A 17,839-nucleotide genomic window follows, 5' to 3' on the forward strand; every position below is an offset into this window, starting at 1 on the left:
TTAAAATGCGTGTTGCAATGATTGGGACCGGCTATGTCGGTCTGGTGTCCGGAACCTGTTTTGCCGATTTCGGACATGTCGTGACCTGCATCGACAAGGATGCAAGCAAGATCGACGCCCTGAACAACGGACAGATCCCGATCTATGAACCTGGCTTGCAGGAACTCGTTGCAAAGAACGTTGCCGAAGAACGCCTTTTCTTTACCACTGCTCCTGAAGAAGCGATCCGCAAAGCGGATGCCGTTTTCATTGCCGTCGGCACGCCGACCCGCCGAGGCGATGGCCATGCCGATCTCTCCTACGTTTATGCCGCGGCAGAGGAAATCGCACGACTGATCGAGGGCTTCACCGTGATCGTCACCAAATCGACCGTTCCGGTCGGCACGGGAGACGAAGTGGAAGCGATCATCCGCAAGACCAACCCTGACGCAGAATTCGCCGTCGTTTCAAATCCGGAATTCCTGCGCGAAGGCGCCGCCATCAGCGACTTCAAACGCCCCGACCGGGTGGTGGTCGGGACCGATGACGAGCGCGCGGTCGAAGTGATGCGTGAGCTTTACCGCCCGCTGTATCTCAACGAAACCCCGATCATCGTGACCCGCCGCCGCACATCGGAACTCACCAAATATGCGGCCAATGCGTTTCTCGCGGTCAAGATCACCTTCATCAACGAAATTGCAGACCTGTGTGAGAAAGTCGGGGCAAACGTCCAGGAAGTCTCGCGTGGTATCGGCCTCGACAACCGCATCGGCGGCAAGTTCCTGCATGCCGGCCCTGGCTACGGCGGCTCCTGCTTTCCGAAGGACACTCTTGCCCTCTCGCGGATTGCCGCGGATGCACAGTCCGATCTGAAGATCGTCGATTCCGTCATCGAGGTGAACGCAGCCCGCAAGAAGAAGATGGCCGACAAGGTGATCGAATTCATGGGCGGCGACGTAAGCGGCAAGACGATCGCGCTGCTCGGCCTCGCCTTCAAGCCCAATACGGACGACATGCGCGAAGCTCCGAGCATCGACATCGTGGAAAAACTGCAGGCTGCTGGTGCCAAGATCCGTGCCTACGACCCGGCCAGCATGGAAGAAGCCGAGAAGGTCATGTCGGGTGTGATGTTCTGCGATGGCCCCTATCATGCCATCGAGAACGCAGATGTGGTTGTAATCGTTACGGAGTGGGATCAGTTCCGTGCGCTTGACCTCGACCGCGTCAAAACTCTGGTCTCTGCACCCAAGGTTGTCGACCTGCGAAATATCTACAAGCCGGACTACATGGAAGCCCGTGGCTTCGAGTACACCAGCGTCGGCCGCAGCTACTAAGCGGCCGGTTTCCACTCCAGAATTTAATATCCTATGCGAACGTCGGGCTAACCCTAGCCCGGCGTTCAATTTTTTAAAAATTAATTAAATTTCACATCACTTTTGACGCCGGAACATTGCTCCCGTCGCGTCACTATGGTAACCAAACCCTTAATGGATAACAATTTTCCCGATCTTGTTACCCAAATATTAACGATACGATGGTGATTGCGACTGCCTCCAGACAGGATGCTGGCGCACATCAAGTGGTCTCGTAAATCGGGTTGAGGCTGGCATATCTTGGCAGACGAAACAGTATCTTACGAAGCAGATGATCACGGCCGCGAAGCGATGAATATTGCCGGTTTCGCGACGTGGGGCTATCCGCACCCCGACCTGCTCGATGCGACAAACCGTGCCTCCCGCGACCTCCGCCCGGCACGCGGAGTGATTCAATCCGGACTGAAGAAATGTATTGACCTGACCGGTGCAAGTGCCGGCCTTCTACTGCTTTTTCCCTTATTTGTTGCACTCGCGGTTGCAATAAAACTGACAAGCCGCGGACCGGTATTTTTCCGTCAGTGGCGCTACGGTTTGAATGGCAAGAAGTTTGCCGTTCTCAAGTTCCGGACGATGCATGCCAACCAGTGCGACAGCTCCGGGATTTCGCAAACCGTTGCCAACGATCCGCGCGTCACATTGATCGGCGCCTTCCTGCGCAAGAGCAATTTCGATGAATTGCCGCAGCTCATTAACGTGTTGCGGGGAGAAATGTCCCTGGTAGGTCCTCGGCCGCATGTGCCCGGCATGCTGGCCGCCGGAATGCCTTATGAAGACTTCCACCCCAGGTACATGGACCGCCACAAGGTGCTTCCGGGCATCACAGGCCTGGCACAGGTTAACGGCTTTCGCGGGGAAACCAAAAACCCTCATGCGGCCCGCATGCGGCTTGCCTATGATCTTGCCTACATCGAGCGTCAGTCGGTTATCCTTGATGTCAAAATCCTCGCGACGACGGTCGCCAGGGAATTCTTCAACGGCAACGGCTACTGAACCGCCGGAAAATCCTCAAACAGTGTCATGGGCAGAGACGCGGGATCATGCGTCTGCGCACAAAGTCGCCATGCGCTGCAGGGCAAGCAGGTAACCCTCCACACCGCAGCCAGCAATCACCGCATCCGCCCGGGCTGAAACGTAGGAATGGTGCCGGAAGCTTTCCCGTTTGTGGATGTTGGAGACATGAACCTCGATCACCGGGCAGGTGCAGGTATTCAATGCGTCCAGAATTGCGATCGACGTGTGCGTATAGGCCGCCGGGTTGATAATGATACCCGCGGCTGCTTCTCTCGCCTCATGGATCCAGTCGATCAGCACGTGTTCGGCATTGCTCTGATGGAATGCGATCTCCAGCCCCTTGGGCGCAGCGGCGGCCTCACACATCGCACGGACGTCATCCAGGGTCTGAGCCCCGTAGATCTCCGGTTCCCGCTTGCCGAGCAGATTGAGATTCGGACCGTTCAGAACATAGATGATTTTTGCCATTGAATTTTCCCTAGACCTTCGTCGACAACTTGCCCCGCACTGGCGATTTTTACCAAGAAATTCGAAGATTTCCGGCAAAAGTTTGTGGACGATTGTTATCGGAGGTGATACCGCGGTCCCGCATCCTTGCGACGCTCGGTTTTACGCATTATTAACTATAAAACTCCAGTGTGAGAAAAAATCGGCTCATCGGGTAACCATGATTAAACTCCGCGAACGGTTGGACACACTTGAAGCTTTGATGGCCGCCATCGAAGGCTACCATCATCTCCCTATCGATGTTCTTTCCCAGTTCCTGCTCGACCACTACACGGTTGATCTGGACGTTCTGGCGCAGTTTGCCGAAGCGGCAGAAAGTGCCCAAGCTCAAGGCGCATCGTCTTATGCGGCAGCGGAAAATCGCGCGGCAGCACAGTCGGCCGCCTGACGCGTCCACATCACATTCAGCTGAATTTTACGCTTAACCGATCGCGGTGAGGTTACCGTCGCCTTCGCCGCCCTGCTGTTGCGGCTGGCCGGGGCCACCTTGCCAGATCTTCTGGCGGTTCCGGATTTCGCGCGGTGCAGGGCCGAAATAGGTGGCCGTCTTGATGAAATCGCGCGGGTGCAGGATCACGCTGGATACGCGCTGATACAGCGCCTTTGCCGAGATCGGCTTGGACAGCAGCTCGTGTACGCCGAGCCGGCGCGCTTCCACGATCCGGCTACGCTCGGTGTGAGCGGTCACCATGATAATCGGGATATAGGCGAAGGGATTGTTTGGACTGCGGATCATGCGCACCATGTCCGCCCCGTCCAGGATCGGCATGACCCAATCCAGAATAAGGATGTCAGGGTTCGCCCGGTCCATGGCTTCAAGGCCGGACGCGCCGTCTTCAGCCTCGACAATGCGCCGCGCACCGAACCCCTGCAGCATGGTGCGCAGGATGGTCCGCATGTAAGCACTGTCTTCGACCAGCAAGAATGTCAGAGAGGCAAGATCCAGGCTCACCTAGTCCTCCTTGTTTGACTTAACCTTTGCCATGAAAGTCTGAACAATGAGTTAGTCTCCGGCCGCGAGGCGCACACAATCATCCGCCGACGCGGCATCGACTTTGAATAGTTTCGGAAAGGCTGAGAAATTACTCGCAATACACTGAGGGATTTCACCTATTGGTAATATTGCGCTCAATTAATCTTTTGGCCGGTTCGATATTAACGGGACTTTCAATTGTACGCCCCCATCTTGCAGGCAAGAAATCGAACTGAATGAGCAGCCTTTGCAAACGATTGTAAGAACCATGTCCCGGGATCCTGAAACGTTCGGGGAAGACGATCCGCTCCCTATGGAGCATGAACCGTCCGACCTCGGCACTAATGCAAGACTGAGAGACAATCTCCTTCTGCTTGCCGGCATAGGGCTTGTCCTGCTTGCCACAGGCATGGCCCTGTCCAACGTCCTCTCCTAAGCTGCCCGTTGTGCCTTGCCGCGGCAGGGCTCAGGCAAGGCGCGGCTTCCGGGCACTGAAGAGTGCCACGCACCCGATCCTTTCAATCTTCACCTCGGCAAAGCGTTTTTCAAGTTCCGCTCGCAAAGTGTCCTGCGTGTCGGCTTCGTTCGAAAAGACACCCTTGCGGTTATAGATCTGCATCAGCTTGCGGGCGGCACCGGACCGCGGCGCATCGCCTTGCAGGATGGTGGAGCCAAAGACCGTTGCCCCTTCTTCGAGATGCGGTACCGCATGATCGAAAATCACTGCCTTTTCAGTCATGGTGCCCGGAAGGCAATGAAGCACGTAGTTGAGGCCGATTGTCTTGAAACTGCCGATATCTTTTGGCCACGGCACGAGTGCATCTGCCTGAACGGTGACGGGGTTCAAGCGGGCAATCCTGGCAGCAGCCTTGTCGAGGCACTCCCGGTTGGGATCGAGCAACGTCACCGTTGGATCTGAAACGGGAAACCTGGTCTTGTCCAGGAAGTAACCGGTGCCCACGCCGATATCCAGGTGATTGGCGGAAACATGCTGGTCATAGAGCGCGACCAGATGAGAGCTCGGACAACGCCAGATCCAGCGGTTCGACAAACCCAGCACCAGGGCATCGTAGATGGCCAGCGACGTTCTGGAATAAACGGCGTAGCCCGGTTTGTGCGCGTCCGGAAACGAATCCATGCATAGCTCCAGTTACCTAAAGGAATGCATGGGGCTAGGCGCACGGGAACACAAAGTCAAGATTGCCGGCAACTACTTGTCTGGCAGGTCGTCGTCGTCAAGGATGCGCCATTTGGCACCTTCGAGATCGTCATACTGGCCGCTTTTCAAGGACCAGAGGAAAGCCCCAAGCCCTAGCGCACCCAGGAGCAGTGCAATCGGTATCAGATAGATCAGAACGTCCATGTTGATCTCATTCAGCGGCCTGTTGCTGTCGCACTGTGGGGGCGTTCGCTCCCGCGTTCCTGCCGCCCTCTCCCCAGCGCAGCTTGAGCGCGTTTGCGGTAACTGCCAGCGAGGAAGCGGACATCGCTGCCGCCGCCATCAAAGGTGTGACGAAACCGGCCACGGCAATGGGCACGGCAATGATGTTGTAGGCGACCGAAATCCAGAGGTTCTGCTCAATTGCCGCCCTTGCCCGTTTCGACAGCCTGAGCGCATCGGCCACCGGCTGCAATTTGTCACCGAGAAAAACGGCGTCTGCAGCGGCCTGACTGAGATGCACGGCCGAGACAGGCGACAGCGAGACATGCGCCCCGGCCAGCGCCGGAGCATCATTCAGGCCATCGCCAACCATCAGGACCTTGCGGCCACTGGCCTGGAGTTCTTCGAGACGCGCAATTTTCTGGGCGGGCTTCATGCCCGAGCGCCAGTCCGATACACCCAGCACAGCCGCGCAATCGGCCACAGCAGGTTTCGTATCCCCGGAGAGAATTTCAAGCGCGTAGCCGGCTGACTTTAACTGATCGACCACCGCCCTGGCATCCGGCCGCAACCGTTGCCGGAAGGCCAACAGGCGGGCAGGATCCGCGCCAAAGCGGATAGCAAGCAGAGAGGCACCCGGGTTCGACTGCAGTGCTGCCTCGACCTTTTCTTCGGATGCTTCGCAGAACAGCGGGCTGCCAAGCCGCAGACGCTGTCCGGCAACCATGGTTTCAAGACCCGCCCCGGATATCTCGCTGACATCCGGCAGAGGCTGCAGCGCTCCTGTTGCCTTGACCAGGGCTGCGGACAAGGGATGCCGACTGGCCAGGGCAAGGCGTCCGGCCAGCGCAAGCGTTTCGTCATCTGGATCGATGGAGCCGCACAGATCCGGCTCGGTAAGCGTCAGCGTTCCGGTCTTGTCGAACAGGATGGTGTCGATATCCGACAACCGTTCGATGGCATCGCCCGAATTGAGCAGGATCCCACACCGGAAGAGCTGCCCGGATGCCACCACCTGAACCGCGGGAACCGCCAAACCGAGCGCGCAGGGACAGGTGATGATCAAAACGGAAATGGCGATGATCAGGGCAGGCTGCCAGTCGAGCCCGACCAGCAACCAGCCAAGAAATGTCAGCGCAGCCGCACCATGCACCAGCGGCGCATAAAGGCGGGCGGCTCGGTCTGCGATGCGTACGTATTTGGATTTGGCCTGGGATGCGGCTTCGAGCAGGCGGTTGACCTCATCCAGCAACGTGGCACCGGAAGCAGCCTGAACCCGGACCTGCAACACCCCTGCTCCGTTCAGGGTACCGGCATAGACCCGCTGACCGGCCGCAACCGGCACCAGCACGCTTTCACCGGTCACAAGGCTCTGGTCGATCTCGGAAACACCGGTTTCAACCACACCATCCACCGGCACCCGCTCGCCGCCCGATACCAGAACCAGGTCGCCCGCGGCGATTTTTGAAAGCGGAACTTCGCGGACTGCGCCGTCGGGATGGATCAGCGCGGCAACTTCGGCCTTCAGAGCGGCGATGTTCTCTGCAAAGGATCGCGTCCGCCCTCGCATGTTGTGGTCGAGATACCGTCCGACCAGCAGGAAGAACAACAGCATGACGGCGGATTCGAAATAGGCATGATGCTGGTGCTGGATGGTCTGGACGACCGACAGGGCGACCGCCAGTGTCACGCCGATCACGATCGGCACATCCATGTTCAACCGGCCGGCAGCCAGGGCGTTGAAGGCACTGCGAAAGAACGGCCGCCCGGCATAGGCAACCGTCGGCATGGCGATCAGCGCCGACAGCCAATGGAAGAAATCCCGGGTTTCCGGGGTGATGTCCGTAGCATTGCCCGACCAGACGGAGACAGACAGAAGCATGATGTTCATGCCGGCAAAACCGGCGACCGCCAGACAGCGCAGCAATTGTTTGCCGGTCTTGTCCTGACGTTCCTTCTGGCTGGCCGGATCGAACGGGTGGGCCTTGTAGCCGAGCCGCTCCAGCTCGGCGACGATCTCATCGGCCCCGGTCTGGTCTTCCGACCAGTCGACGGCGAGCCGCTGGCTGGTCAGGTTGACGCGTGCCGTCCGGATACCCGGAAGCCGTTTCAGACCTCGCTCGATGTCTCCCATGCAGGCTGCGCAGGTGATACCGTCGACGGCGAGATCCATATGGACCGCGCCATCTTCACCCGGTGTCACGAACGCCTGCCAATCACGCTGATGGACCGTCACGGCATTTGCCTCAGTTCTTGACGAAAATCCGGTTTTCGGACCGGAATTTCCGTTCTCCATCCTGTTCGATTTCCAGGATGAGTGTCCAGTTGCCATCGGCAAGGTTCTCGACTGTCCCGACATAGCGCCCACCGCCGTCAGCCGTGAATTCGACCTTCACGTCGGCGTCGTCATGAACCGGATTACGCAAAAGGGCATGAAGGACCACCCCGTAAAGCGGCGTTCCCTGCGCGTCCTCGGCCGTGACGACCAGCTTGCCGTCCGCACTGCTGGTGCGGGTAAATTCGCTCGACACCTGCCAGTTCAGTTCCGCCTGGGCTTTTGCCGCCGCGATTTCCTCGTTGTAGGCCTGTCCTGCCTCATAGGAACTTTCCACCACCACGCCCGGGAAAGACCCGAGCGCGAGATAGATGAAGATCGCGTTGGCGGTAAAGACCACCCCGAAGAAACCCAGAAGCCAGGCAAGGACCGTCTTTCCGGAAATCGCCTTGGGATCCTTCATGTTCGATTGAACCATCGTCATTCCTTGCTCCTCAAGGTTTTTGCGGTGCCTTGAACGTATCCTTGGCCGTCACGACCTCGCCCATCACGCTTTCGGTGATGCGGAAGGTGACCGGCGTCGAATGCGGCATCTTCGCCCAGGGCGGAGAGGTCACGAGAATACGAACTTCACGCGTGGTGTCCGGGCCGACAGAGATGATCGGACGGCCGGCGAAGGTGTCTTCGGTGCCAACGGCTTCGACCATCGTGTTGGCCGGCATACCTTCCACATGCAGCATGAAGTGGCGCTCGTGGCGGCGCTTGTTGGACAGGCGCACGGTATAGCCGTTGCGCACGGAACCGTCAGACTGTTCGACGAACACCGGGTTCCTGTCGTGCAGAACGCTGATGTCGGCGAAATCGCGGTTAAGCAGCGCGAACAGCATGATGCCGCAGACCACGGCAATGATGCCGACATAGAGAACCGTACGCGGGCGGACGATCTCGTAGACAGACTCCTTGCCCTCCAGACGGCGCTGGATGTTTTCGTCCGTATCGTAGCCGATCAGACCTCTCGGCTTGCCGACCTTGTCCATGACGTTGTCGCAGGCATCGATGCACAGGCCGCACTGGATGCAATCGAGCTGCATGCCCTTGCGGATATCGACACCGGTCGGGCAGACCTGGAAGCACTGGTAGCAGTCGACACAGTCACCAGCCGGCAGGCCCTGCTCGGCAAGCTTCTTGTTCTGCTTCAGGGAGCCGCGAGGCTCTCCGCGATCCCAGCGATAGGTGACGTTGAGGGCCTTCTCGTCGGTCATGGCAGCCTGGATGCGCGGCCACGGGCACATGTAGATACAGACCTGTTCCCGCATGAAGCCGGCCAGGAGATAGGTCGTCGTGGTCAGGATGGCGATCCAGATGTAGGCAATCATCGGTGCCTGAAAGGTCAGCAGTTCCCAGACCAGGGTCGGTGCATCGTTGAAATAGAGCACCCATGCGCCGCCGGTCCACCAGGCGATCATCAGCCACAGGAAGTGCTTGGTGACGCGCTTGCGAACCTTGTCGAAGGTCCACGGGTCCTTGTCGAGGGCGATACGTTCGCGCCGATCACCTTCCACCTTGCGCTCAACCCACAGGAACAGGTCCGTCCAGACCGTCTGCGGGCACAGATAGCCGCACCAGACACGTCCTGCGACGGCGTTCATGAGAAACAGCGTCAAGGCGGCCAGGATCAGCAGGCCGGTGAGGTAATAGACTTCCTGCGGCCAGATCTCGATAAAGAAGAAATAGGCCCGCCGGGCTTCCATATCGACCAGAACCGCCTGGCTCGGTGCGTCCGGCCCGCGGTCATAGCGGATGAAAGGCAGGAAATAATAGATGCCCAGCGTGATGAACAGCAGCGTCCACTTGATCCTGCGAAACAGGCCATGCGTCGCCATGGGATAGATCTTTTTGGCTGATGCAAACCATTCATCGGATTGCGCGCCCTCATGCGTCTCGGTGTCCGTAGACATACCGTCCGTCCTCTTCAACGCGATCCTGCCCCAATAGGATCTTTGGAAAATCATTCGCCACCCACCATTAGCAGCGAGTGCTCAAAATAAACCGGCGCAAAGCGTCACACTTTGCGCCGGATCAAATCGTTCAGGCTATCTGGCGCATTTGTCGCACCAGATCCGCAAGTTCTACTGCCCGCCCCCGAAGGAGTGGACGTAGACCGTCAGCGACTTGATGGTTGCCGGATCGAGACGATCGACCCAGGCCGGCATCACGCCGTTGCGCGGATTGTTGATCTGCGCCTTGATGGCGTCCAGCGACTTGCCATAGAGGTAATTGGCAGACAGTAGGCTCGGCGCACCGACATCCTGAATGCCCTTCAGGTCTTCGCCGTGGCAGGCTGCGCAGTTGTCGTCATAGACGGTCTGCCCCGCTGCCAGATCGACGCCTTCGTCGGTCTCAAGTCCCGCGCGGGATGCGACGAAGTTGGCAACCTGATTGATCTCCTCGCGGCTCAACAGCTCATCACGGCCGAAGGCTGGCATTTCGCCGATGCGTGCTTCGTCATGACCGGACCTGATACCGAATTCCAGCGTGGTGTGGATGTTATCCAGCGTGCCACCCCAGATCCAGGTGTCGTCCTGCAGGTTCGGAAAGCCTTCCGCACCCGTGCCGCCGGAACCGTGGCACGGTGCACAGTTGTCGCCGAAAGCTGCCTGGCCGTTGGCCCGGGCAAATTGCAGCAGCTCCTGATCCGTGGAGATATCCTCAAGCGAGGCTGCCACGATCTTGTCGGCGAAGACCGACCGGTCGGAGATGCCCTTGTCATAGGCTGCGATCGCCTCGGTCCGCTGGTTGGCGCCCAGCACACCGGTGGTGTAGCTGGAAATCAGCGGCCAGGACGGGTAGAGAACCCAGTAGATCACAGCCCAGACGATGCAGGCATAGAACAGATACAGCCACCATTTCGGCAGTGGGTTGTTCAGTTCTTTCAGACCGTCCCATTCGTGGCCGGTGGTTTCGACCCCGGAAATCTGGTCGACTTCCTTTTTATGTGTGTCTGCCATGGATCAGTCCTCCCGGAACGGGATTTGAGCAGCGTCGTCGAACTTTTTCCGGTTCTTCGGCCACAGTGCGTAGGCCAGAACAACGCCAAACAGGATCATGAAATAGAGTAGGCCCCAAGTTTGCGCGAAGCCTGCGAATGCGGAGTATGTCTCGTTCATCGCCCTTACCTCGCGTTTGCCTTGTCGTCATAGATCGAGAAATCGACCATGGTCCCGAGAACCTGCAGATAGGCGACAAGCGCGTCCATCTCGGTGACTTCTCTCGGGTTGCCGTCGAAATCGCGGATCGTGGCGTTCGGCCAGCGTTCCTCGAAGCCATCGGCTGCTTCCGTATCCGGTTTTGCCTGACCGATGATGTCAGATGCGGCATTTGCGATCTGTTCTTCGGTGTAAGGCACGCCGACCACGGTGTTGACCGACAGGTGAGCCTCTATGTCCCGGGTGTTCAGGCGGTTTTCAGCCAGGAACGGATAGCCGGGCATGATGGAGGCGGGAACCAGCGCGCGCGGGTCCTTCAGGTGCTCCACATGCCAGTCGTCGGAGTATTTGCCGCCGACGCGGGCCAGATCCGGGCCGGTCCGCTTGGAGCCCCACTGGAACGGATGGTCGTACATCGACTCCGCTGCCAGCGAGAAATGGCCATAGCGTTCCATTTCGTCGCGCATCGGACGCACCATCTGCGAATGGCACAGATAGCACCCCTCGCGGATGTAGATGTTGCGTCCGGCCAGTTCGAGCGGCGTATAGGGCCGCATGCCTTCGGTCTTTTCAATCGTGCTTTTCAGATAGAAGAGCGGAGCGATCTCGACCAGGCCGCCGATGGCGACCATGACCAGAATGCCGATCAAGAGAACGAAGGAGTTCTTTTCAAAGACTTCGTGTTTTTTCCATGCAGACATTGTCTGTCCCTCCCTTATTCGGCCGGAGCCAGGGAGCCAGCCGGCGTGGCATCGGCTTCTTCAGCCTCGCCGTGACGGACGGTCATCCAGAGATTGTAGGCCATGATCACGGCGCCGAGCACGAAGAGCCCACCGCCAAGAGCACGGATGATGTAGAAGGGATGCATCGCCTCGACGGTTTCCACGAAGGAGTATTCAAGGAAGCCGAGCTGATCGTAGGCGCGCCACATCAGGCCCTGCATGATACCGGACACCCACATCGCGGTGATGTAGAGAACGATACCGATCGTGGACAGCCAGAAGTGCAGGTTCACCAGCTTCAGAGAGTAAAGCTGACGCTTGTTCCAGAGCCACGGGATCAGGCAGTAGATCGCGCCGAACGAGATGTAGCCAACCCAGCCCAGAGCACCGGAGTGCACGTGACCGATGGTCCAGTCGGTGTAGTGCGACAGGGAGTTGACCGAGCGCAGCGACATCAGCGGACCTTCAAAGGTGGACATGCCGTAGAAGGCGACCGAAACCACCATCATGCGCAGAACCGGGTCGGTCCGCAGCTTGTCCCATGCACCCGAAAGCGTCATCAGGCCGTTGATCATGCCACCCCAGGACGGCATCCACAGGATGATGGAGAAGGTTGCACCCAGCGTAGACGCCCACTGCGGCAGAGCCGTGTAGTGAAGGTGGTGCGGACCTGCCCAGATGTAGATGAAGATCAGCGCCCAGAAGTGCACGATGGAAAGACGGTAGGAATAGACCGGCCGCTCCGCGCGCTTCGGGATGAAGTAGTACATGATGGCAAGGAAGCCGGCGGTCAGGAAGAAGCCCACCGCGTTATGGCCGTACCACCACTGTACCATGGCATCCTGAACGCCCGACCAGACGATGTAGGACTTGGTCGAGTAGATCGAGACCGGAATGGTCAGGTTGTTGGTGATGTGCAGCATGGCAATCGTGACGATGAACGCCAGATAAAACCAGTTGGCCACGTAGATATGCGGTTCCTTGCGCTTCCAGAGCGTGCCCAGGAACAGCAGCAGGTAGGCCACCCAGACGATGGTCAGCCACAGGTCGGCATACCATTCCGGCTCGGCATATTCCTTGCTCTGTGTCGCGCCGAGCAGATAGCCCGTTCCCGCGATCACGATGAAGGCGTTGTAACCCAGGATCACGAACCAGGGCAGGACCTTGCCGGGCATGCGCACGCGGCAGGTGCGCTGGACCACATACATGGATGTTGCCAGCAGTACGTTGCCGCCGAAGGCGAAAATCACCGCGGAGGTGTGCAGCGGGCGCAGGCGCCCGAAATTGGTCCACGGCAAATCAAAGTTCAACGCTGGCCAGGCCAGCTGAAGAGCGATGATCAAACCGACCGTGAAACCGGCAATGCCCCAGAACATTGCCGCGACCGCACCGAATTTGATCGGTCCGATGTTGTAGTTTGGTTTGCCGTCGATTTCGGCCGGAATCACTTCCCCGCCATCATCGAAGTAGTTCTTGAAAATCAGAAACACGCTGACGGCGGCGAACAATGCGCCTATGCCAGCGTGGAATGCCATGACCTGATCGAATGTCTTGCCTGCCACGATGATGCAGGCAAACGCAAGCAGCACAAGGAAGATGGCGAAGCCGCCTTCCTCGAGCGAGATCATTTTGGCCTTGTTTTGTGCCATTTTAGCGCCCCAGTCTTGAAATCGTTACAAGGTGCCAACGATGGCACGACCATGCACACGACTCTGAAAATGCCGCGTTGATTCATATCAACATGCCAGCAATTGGCGATGTCGGAACAGCCTCCAAATGTCAGATTGCATTGCGTAAATTGTCGCGGGCAAGATGAAGGCACGCCGTGAAAGGGATGTGACGCCGGCCTGAAGGACGTAGGCCCGTTTGCGGCAATGTCCTGGCACCCTTGCTCATCCGCCGGTCTTGCGGTTTTCCGAAGCCAAGAACCGGGAAACGTGTTACGCCGTTCTTCCCTCCGCTGAAGGGCGTTGCCTTCTGGCCCGTCCAATGACCCCTGATCTGCCGCTGACGACCTTCCACCTCGACACGGGACGCCTCCCTTGAACGCTGCATCTCAAAATGGCGCAAGCCTCCATCCCAACATCATCGGCAGCCTCTGGATGGTGGCTGCGATGGCCGCCTTCGCATTGGAAGATGCCTTCGTGAAGCAGGCTGCCGCGCAGTTGCCCGTGGCGGAAATCCTGGTGCTGTTCGGGATCGGTGGAACGATTGCCTTTTTCGGCCTTGCCACAATCACAGGCGAGAAAGTTCTCAACCGGGATGTTTTCTCGCCTGTCATGCGAGTTCGCTTCGCCTTCGAACTGGTCGGCCGGTTGTTCTATGTTCTGGCGTTGGCCCTGACGCCGCTCTCCTCGACCACTGCCATTCTCCAGGCAACACCGATATTCGTTGTGCTGGGCGCTTCCCTGTTCTTTGGCGAAAAGGTCGGGTGGCGCAGGTGGACAGCAATCTTTATCGGCCTTGTGGGCGTCCTGATCGTGCTCCGACCGACCAGCGACAGCTTTTCTTTGCTATCGATCCTGGCCGTTATCGGCATGCTTGGCTTCTCCGGCCGCGACCTTGCCAGCCGCGCTGCTCCGGCAACCCTCAGCACCAATATCCTCGGGTTCTACGGTTTCCTGACGATCATTATCGCCGGTCTTGTCTATGGTCTTTGGGACAGGTCCGCCTTCGTGGTGCCCGACACAACCTCCCTTCTCGCCCTTGGAACCGCAGTCTTCTGTGGTGTCTTTGCCTATAGCGCCCTGATGAAGGCCATGCGCACCGGAGAAATCGCTACCGTCACACCGTTCCGCTATTCGCGGCTGCTGTTCGGCGTCTTGCTCGGCGCCGTCTGGTTCAACGAGCGGATCGACGCCCAGATGCTGGTCGGCTGCACCGTCATCGTCGGATCGGGACTGTTCATCCTGTGGCGCGGCAACAAGGCGAAGACCCGGCGCACTTGAAACGAGAACAACCTTCCAGACACCTAGCCCATCTGACGCAAGGCCTGCAGCACCTGACCGGCCGCACCTTTGCCCCGGCTTGCCGGGAGGGTCCACAGGCAGATCTGACGCTGTAGCGGGACGACTGCTGCAAGAGGCGCCACCAGGGTGCCGGCGGCAAGCTGATCTGCGACAAGTGAGCGGTGCGCCATCAGAACGCCTGCGCCGTTCAGTGCTTCTTCAACCACAAGAGCATAAAGCGAGAAGACAGGTCCGCGTGGCGCAAACCCCTCGCCCGGCATAGCTTCATCCGCCCATATCCGCCAATCGTCTGCCCAGGCCGTGTCCGTCAGACAGACCGCCTCTTTCAGATCACGGGGCTGCTTGAGCGCCTTTGCAAGCGCTGGTGTGCAGACCGGCAGCAATTCGTCTCCCGCAAACGCGATCCCGTTGTCCGGAACGCTGTCGCAGTAGAACAGGCAGAGATCGAATGGCACCCGCTTCAGGTTCGGCGGTGTTTCAAGGGCTGTGACCGAAATGTCGATCTCCGACAACTTCTCGCGTAGCTGCGGCAGTCTGGGGGCCAGCCAAAGCTGCGCCAGCGCCGGCAGGGCCGCGATGTGTATCCTGCCGGGTGCAGCATCACGCCTCAGGTCGCGCACCGCAGTTCCAAGCTGGTCGAATGCGGCGACAAAACCCGGCAGTGCCCGCTGACCAGTGGCCGTCAGGCGGACCCCCTTGGCATGCCGCACGAACAGGGCCGCGCCGATCTCCTGTTCCAGCGCCTTGATCTGCGCCGCCACGGCTCCGGGTGTAACCTGCAGTTCCGCCGCGGCCTGTGCAAACCCGCCGAGGCGCGCGGACGCTTCGAACGCTCTCAATGCGTTCAGCGAAGGCAGTCTGGGGACGGGAGGAGCTACCGACATCTGCAAGACCTATTTTTTCTAGCCCTCGAATTTCTAAAATCTGATTTGCGCGAACACAAGCGGAGGTGGACACTTTGTCCAAATAGAACCGGAGTTCCGACATGACCGCGCAAGACAAATGCCCCTGGCTCCCCGCTGTGGCTGCCACCCGTATCGACGAGATCACCCAAGCAACTTCGCCTCTCGGATCCGAAGGAATTGCCGCGCGCATCGAAGCGCTGGCCGAGGCCAACAGGACCATCCACGAGAAAGACTGTTTCAATCTCAACCCCGCGACCAACGTGATGAACCCGCGCGCCGAAGCCTTGCTGGCAAGCGGCATGGGGTCCCGCCCCTCGCTCGGCTACCCGGGTGACAAATATGAGATGGGCCTCGAAGCCATCGAGGAAATCGAGGTGATTGCAGCGAACCTTGCCTGCGAGATCTTCCAGTCGGCTTATGCGGAAATCCGGGTCGCCTCGGGCGCGCTGGCAAATCTTTATGCATTCATGGCAACCACAAGGCCGGGCGACGCCATCATCGCACCGCCTGCGTCCGTCGGTGGCCACGTCACTCACCATGCGCCGGGGTGTGCCGGTCTTTATGGCCTGGATATCCACGAAGCACCGGTCGATGCCGACGGCTACACGATCGATCTGGAAGGTCTGCGCGCCCTGGCCCTGAAGGTCCGGCCGAAGCTGATTACTATCGGCATGAGCCTCAACCTGTTCCCGCACCCGGTGAAAGAAATTCGGGCCATTGCCGATGAAGTCGGCGCCTTTGTCCTGTTCGATGCAGCCCATCAGTGCGGCATGATTGCCGGTGGCGTCTTTTCCGACCCGCTATCGGAAGGCGCACATCTCATGACCATGAGCACCTACAAGAGCCTGGGTGGTCCCGCTGGCGGGCTGATCGTCAGCAATGATCAGGATCTTGCCCGAAAGCTCGACAAGATTGCCTTTCCGGGTCTGACAGCCAACTTTGACGTTGCAAAGTCTGCAGCGCTCGCCATCACCCTTCTGGATTGGCGCGATTTCGGCAAGGCCTACGCTGCCGAAATGGCCGCCAGCGCCGGTGCGCTCGCCGCTGGTCTCGAAGCAGAGGGAATGCCGGTGTTCTCTACCGCCAAGGGGACAACCGCTTCACATCAGTTTGCCCTGGAAGCGGCAGCCCTCGGCGGCGGTCAGGCAGCTTCGAAGAAGCTTCGTCAGGCAGGGTTTCTGGCATGCGGAATCGGACTGCCGATAGCGCCCGTCGCCGGTGACATGAACGGCCTGAGGTTCGGAACACCGGAACTGGTCCGTTGGGGCATGACGACGGTCGACATGCCAGAGCTGGCCAAACTGGTAGCCGAAGCGCTGCGATCGAACGATCCGGCAGCGATGGCAGGACGCGTGGCCAAATGGCGCCGGAGTTTCAACACGCTCCACTTCATCCACCCTTGAGAAGCATCACTCAACCTGCAGATCGGCGGTTCTTTGTTCCGCACACAGGACCGCTAAGCAGGATCAGTTGCGTCGACGCCCCAGAACAAGTCCGGTGATGAAAGGCAGCAGCAGCACCATTCCGGTAAAGCGGGCGATCTGGTGCGCAGCCACAAAGGCGGGGTCGAGATCCAGCATGAATGCGAGAAGCGTCATCACCTCAAGTCCGCCCGGCGCATAGGCAAGCAGGGCCTGGCCAAAGGGAATGTCCACCAGTTCGGCAACGATCCACGCCCCGGCAAGCGAGGTCAGGAACGCCGCCGCAAAGGCGGCCATGGATGCGCCGAGCACGCTGAGAAACTGGCGCAGTGTCATGGAAGCAAAGCGGCAACCGATGTGAGCGCCCATCATGACAAAACACGGCAACACGATGTAGCCCGGCAGGACAAGGACCAAGAGTCCGGATGCATTGAGGCCGGCACTCATGAAAAACGCACCCGTCAGACCGCCCCCCGGAACTCTGGCCTTGATGGCAAGCCAGCTTGCCGCGAGGCAGAGCGGTATGCCGATCAGGAAGTCCTTGAGACCGGAGACATAAATCGTGCCGCTACCACCGCCCGCCGGTTCTGCGGAGGACACAACGGCGAAAGGCAGCACCGCCACCAGAACGAACAGACGCAAGGACTGGCTGGAGGCGATACGCGGAAGGTCCGCCCCTCGTTCGGTGGCAAGGGCTATGACATAGGAAAGTGCACCGGGAATGGCGCCGAAATAGGCCGTTTCCCTGGACCATTTCGCCCCGTAGTGCAGAACCGCGTAGCCCGCGAACGTGACCGCCACCATGACAGCGATCAGCATGGCCATGGACACCGGCCACTCCGCCACCCGGTCAACGATATCGGGATGAACACCCGCCCCCATGGAGATGCCGATCATGACGAAGAGCGCGTCTCGCAGCGGGACCGGCATGAGCGTCGGCACTTGCGCAAGCGTTGCGATGGCAACAAAGACCATGGCGCCCGACAGCCATGCCGCGGGAAGCCCGAACAGGTTGAATGTTGCTCCTCCGCCAGCGGCAATGAGAAGTGTGACCGCAAGTCTTCCGGCGGCAGATTGAAACGAATTGGCAGGCATCGGGAACCGTTGAGCTTGG

At 59.2% G+C, this 17,839-nt stretch carries 19 protein-coding genes; 6 read left to right on the forward strand and 13 right to left on the reverse strand.

Annotation, left to right across the window (positions count from 1 at the left end; all coding sequences use genetic code 11):
- The first annotated feature begins 5 nt into the window (after window positions 1-5).
- Window positions 6-1,313 (forward strand): UDP-glucose/GDP-mannose dehydrogenase family protein, encoded by a 1,308-nt coding sequence (locus ACP90_RS21395; protein WP_055658191.1) that lies wholly within the window; start codon window positions 6-8, stop codon window positions 1,311-1,313.
- A gap of 279 nt (window positions 1,314-1,592) precedes the next feature.
- Complete coding sequence (locus ACP90_RS21400) at window positions 1,593-2,345, forward strand: sugar transferase (RefSeq protein WP_023001732.1); 753 nt, start codon at window positions 1,593-1,595, stop codon at window positions 2,343-2,345.
- A 45-nt stretch (window positions 2,346-2,390) separates the two neighbouring features.
- Here ACP90_RS21400 and aroQ read toward each other — a convergent pair whose 3' ends face one another.
- On the reverse strand, window positions 2,391-2,834 hold the full coding sequence (gene aroQ, locus ACP90_RS21405) for a type II 3-dehydroquinate dehydratase (RefSeq protein ID WP_055658186.1): 444 nt from the start codon (window positions 2,832-2,834) through the stop codon (window positions 2,391-2,393).
- Here aroQ and ACP90_RS28310 point away from each other — a divergent pair.
- Window positions 2,821-3,261, forward strand: coding sequence for a hypothetical protein (locus tag ACP90_RS28310; protein ID WP_139314026.1), 441 nt, complete (start codon window positions 2,821-2,823; stop codon window positions 3,259-3,261). The two genes, aroQ and ACP90_RS28310, sit on opposite strands and share 14 nt — an antisense overlap.
- 33 nt (window positions 3,262-3,294) lie before the next feature.
- Here ACP90_RS28310 and ACP90_RS21415 read toward each other — a convergent pair whose 3' ends face one another.
- A complete protein-coding gene (locus ACP90_RS21415) occupies window positions 3,295-3,825 on the reverse strand; it encodes a response regulator (RefSeq protein ID WP_023001735.1) in 531 nt (176 codons plus the stop codon).
- A gap of 289 nt (window positions 3,826-4,114) precedes the next feature.
- Between ACP90_RS21415 and ACP90_RS28460 the strand changes: the two genes are divergently transcribed.
- A complete protein-coding gene (locus ACP90_RS28460) occupies window positions 4,115-4,282 on the forward strand; it encodes a hypothetical protein (RefSeq protein ID WP_023001736.1) in 168 nt (55 codons plus the stop codon).
- A gap of 30 nt (window positions 4,283-4,312) precedes the next feature.
- On the opposite strand, the gene ACP90_RS21420 is transcribed toward ACP90_RS28460, so the two are convergent.
- From ACP90_RS21420 to ccoN, 9 genes are all read right to left on the reverse strand, one after another.
- Window positions 4,313-4,984: a class I SAM-dependent methyltransferase gene (locus tag ACP90_RS21420; RefSeq protein ID WP_062489932.1), complete on the reverse strand. Its 672-nt coding sequence runs from the start codon at window positions 4,982-4,984 to the stop codon at window positions 4,313-4,315.
- A gap of 72 nt (window positions 4,985-5,056) precedes the next feature.
- A complete protein-coding gene (gene ccoS / locus ACP90_RS21425; protein ID WP_023001738.1) occupies window positions 5,057-5,209 on the reverse strand; it encodes a cbb3-type cytochrome oxidase assembly protein CcoS in 153 nt (50 codons plus the stop codon).
- Between the two features lie 7 nt (window positions 5,210-5,216).
- On the reverse strand, window positions 5,217-7,463 hold the full coding sequence (locus ACP90_RS21430) for a heavy metal translocating P-type ATPase (protein WP_062489934.1): 2,247 nt from the start codon (window positions 7,461-7,463) through the stop codon (window positions 5,217-5,219).
- 10 nt (window positions 7,464-7,473) lie between these two features.
- A complete protein-coding gene (locus tag ACP90_RS21435; RefSeq protein ID WP_062489936.1) occupies window positions 7,474-7,986 on the reverse strand; it encodes a FixH family protein in 513 nt (170 codons plus the stop codon).
- 10 nt (window positions 7,987-7,996) lie between these two features.
- Complete coding sequence (ccoG, locus tag ACP90_RS21440; protein WP_208993381.1) at window positions 7,997-9,460, reverse strand: cytochrome c oxidase accessory protein CcoG; 1,464 nt, start codon at window positions 9,458-9,460, stop codon at window positions 7,997-7,999.
- Window positions 9,461-9,631: 171 nt separating this feature from the next.
- A complete protein-coding gene (gene ccoP / locus ACP90_RS21445; protein WP_062489938.1) occupies window positions 9,632-10,510 on the reverse strand; it encodes a cytochrome-c oxidase, cbb3-type subunit III in 879 nt (292 codons plus the stop codon).
- Window positions 10,511-10,513: 3 nt separating this feature from the next.
- Window positions 10,514-10,669: a cbb3-type cytochrome c oxidase subunit 3 gene (locus ACP90_RS21450; RefSeq protein ID WP_006933670.1), complete on the reverse strand. Its 156-nt coding sequence runs from the start codon at window positions 10,667-10,669 to the stop codon at window positions 10,514-10,516.
- A gap of 5 nt (window positions 10,670-10,674) precedes the next feature.
- A complete protein-coding gene (ccoO, locus tag ACP90_RS21455) occupies window positions 10,675-11,409 on the reverse strand; it encodes a cytochrome-c oxidase, cbb3-type subunit II (protein WP_062489940.1) in 735 nt (244 codons plus the stop codon).
- A 14-nt stretch (window positions 11,410-11,423) separates the two neighbouring features.
- Entirely contained in the window at window positions 11,424-13,079 is a 1,656-nt protein-coding gene (gene ccoN, locus ACP90_RS21460) for a cytochrome-c oxidase, cbb3-type subunit I (protein WP_062489942.1), read from the reverse strand.
- A 393-nt stretch (window positions 13,080-13,472) separates the two neighbouring features.
- Here ccoN and ACP90_RS21465 point away from each other — a divergent pair, with 393 nt between their 5' ends.
- Complete coding sequence (locus tag ACP90_RS21465; protein ID WP_082809820.1) at window positions 13,473-14,378, forward strand: DMT family transporter; 906 nt, start codon at window positions 13,473-13,475, stop codon at window positions 14,376-14,378.
- A 23-nt stretch (window positions 14,379-14,401) separates the two neighbouring features.
- Here the strand turns inward: ACP90_RS21465 and ACP90_RS21470 are convergent, their stop codons facing one another.
- Entirely contained in the window at window positions 14,402-15,283 is an 882-nt protein-coding gene (locus ACP90_RS21470; protein WP_062489944.1) for a LysR family transcriptional regulator, read from the reverse strand.
- A gap of 101 nt (window positions 15,284-15,384) precedes the next feature.
- On the opposite strand from ACP90_RS21470, the gene ACP90_RS21475 reads away from it, so the two are divergent.
- Window positions 15,385-16,707 carry an aminotransferase class I/II-fold pyridoxal phosphate-dependent enzyme gene (locus ACP90_RS21475; protein ID WP_062489946.1) on the forward strand — a complete coding sequence of 441 codons (1,323 nt, stop codon included), beginning with the start codon at window positions 15,385-15,387 and terminating at the stop codon, window positions 16,705-16,707.
- Between the two features lie 63 nt (window positions 16,708-16,770).
- On the opposite strand, the gene ACP90_RS21480 is transcribed toward ACP90_RS21475, so the two are convergent.
- On the reverse strand, window positions 16,771-17,820 hold the full coding sequence (locus ACP90_RS21480; RefSeq protein WP_062489948.1) for an AbrB family transcriptional regulator: 1,050 nt from the start codon (window positions 17,818-17,820) through the stop codon (window positions 16,771-16,773).
- Between the last annotated feature and the right edge of the window lie 19 nt (window positions 17,821-17,839).

This window comes from Labrenzia sp. CP4, from assembly GCF_001579905.1.
GTDB classification, from domain to species: Bacteria; Pseudomonadota; Alphaproteobacteria; order Rhizobiales; family Stappiaceae; genus Roseibium; species Roseibium algicola.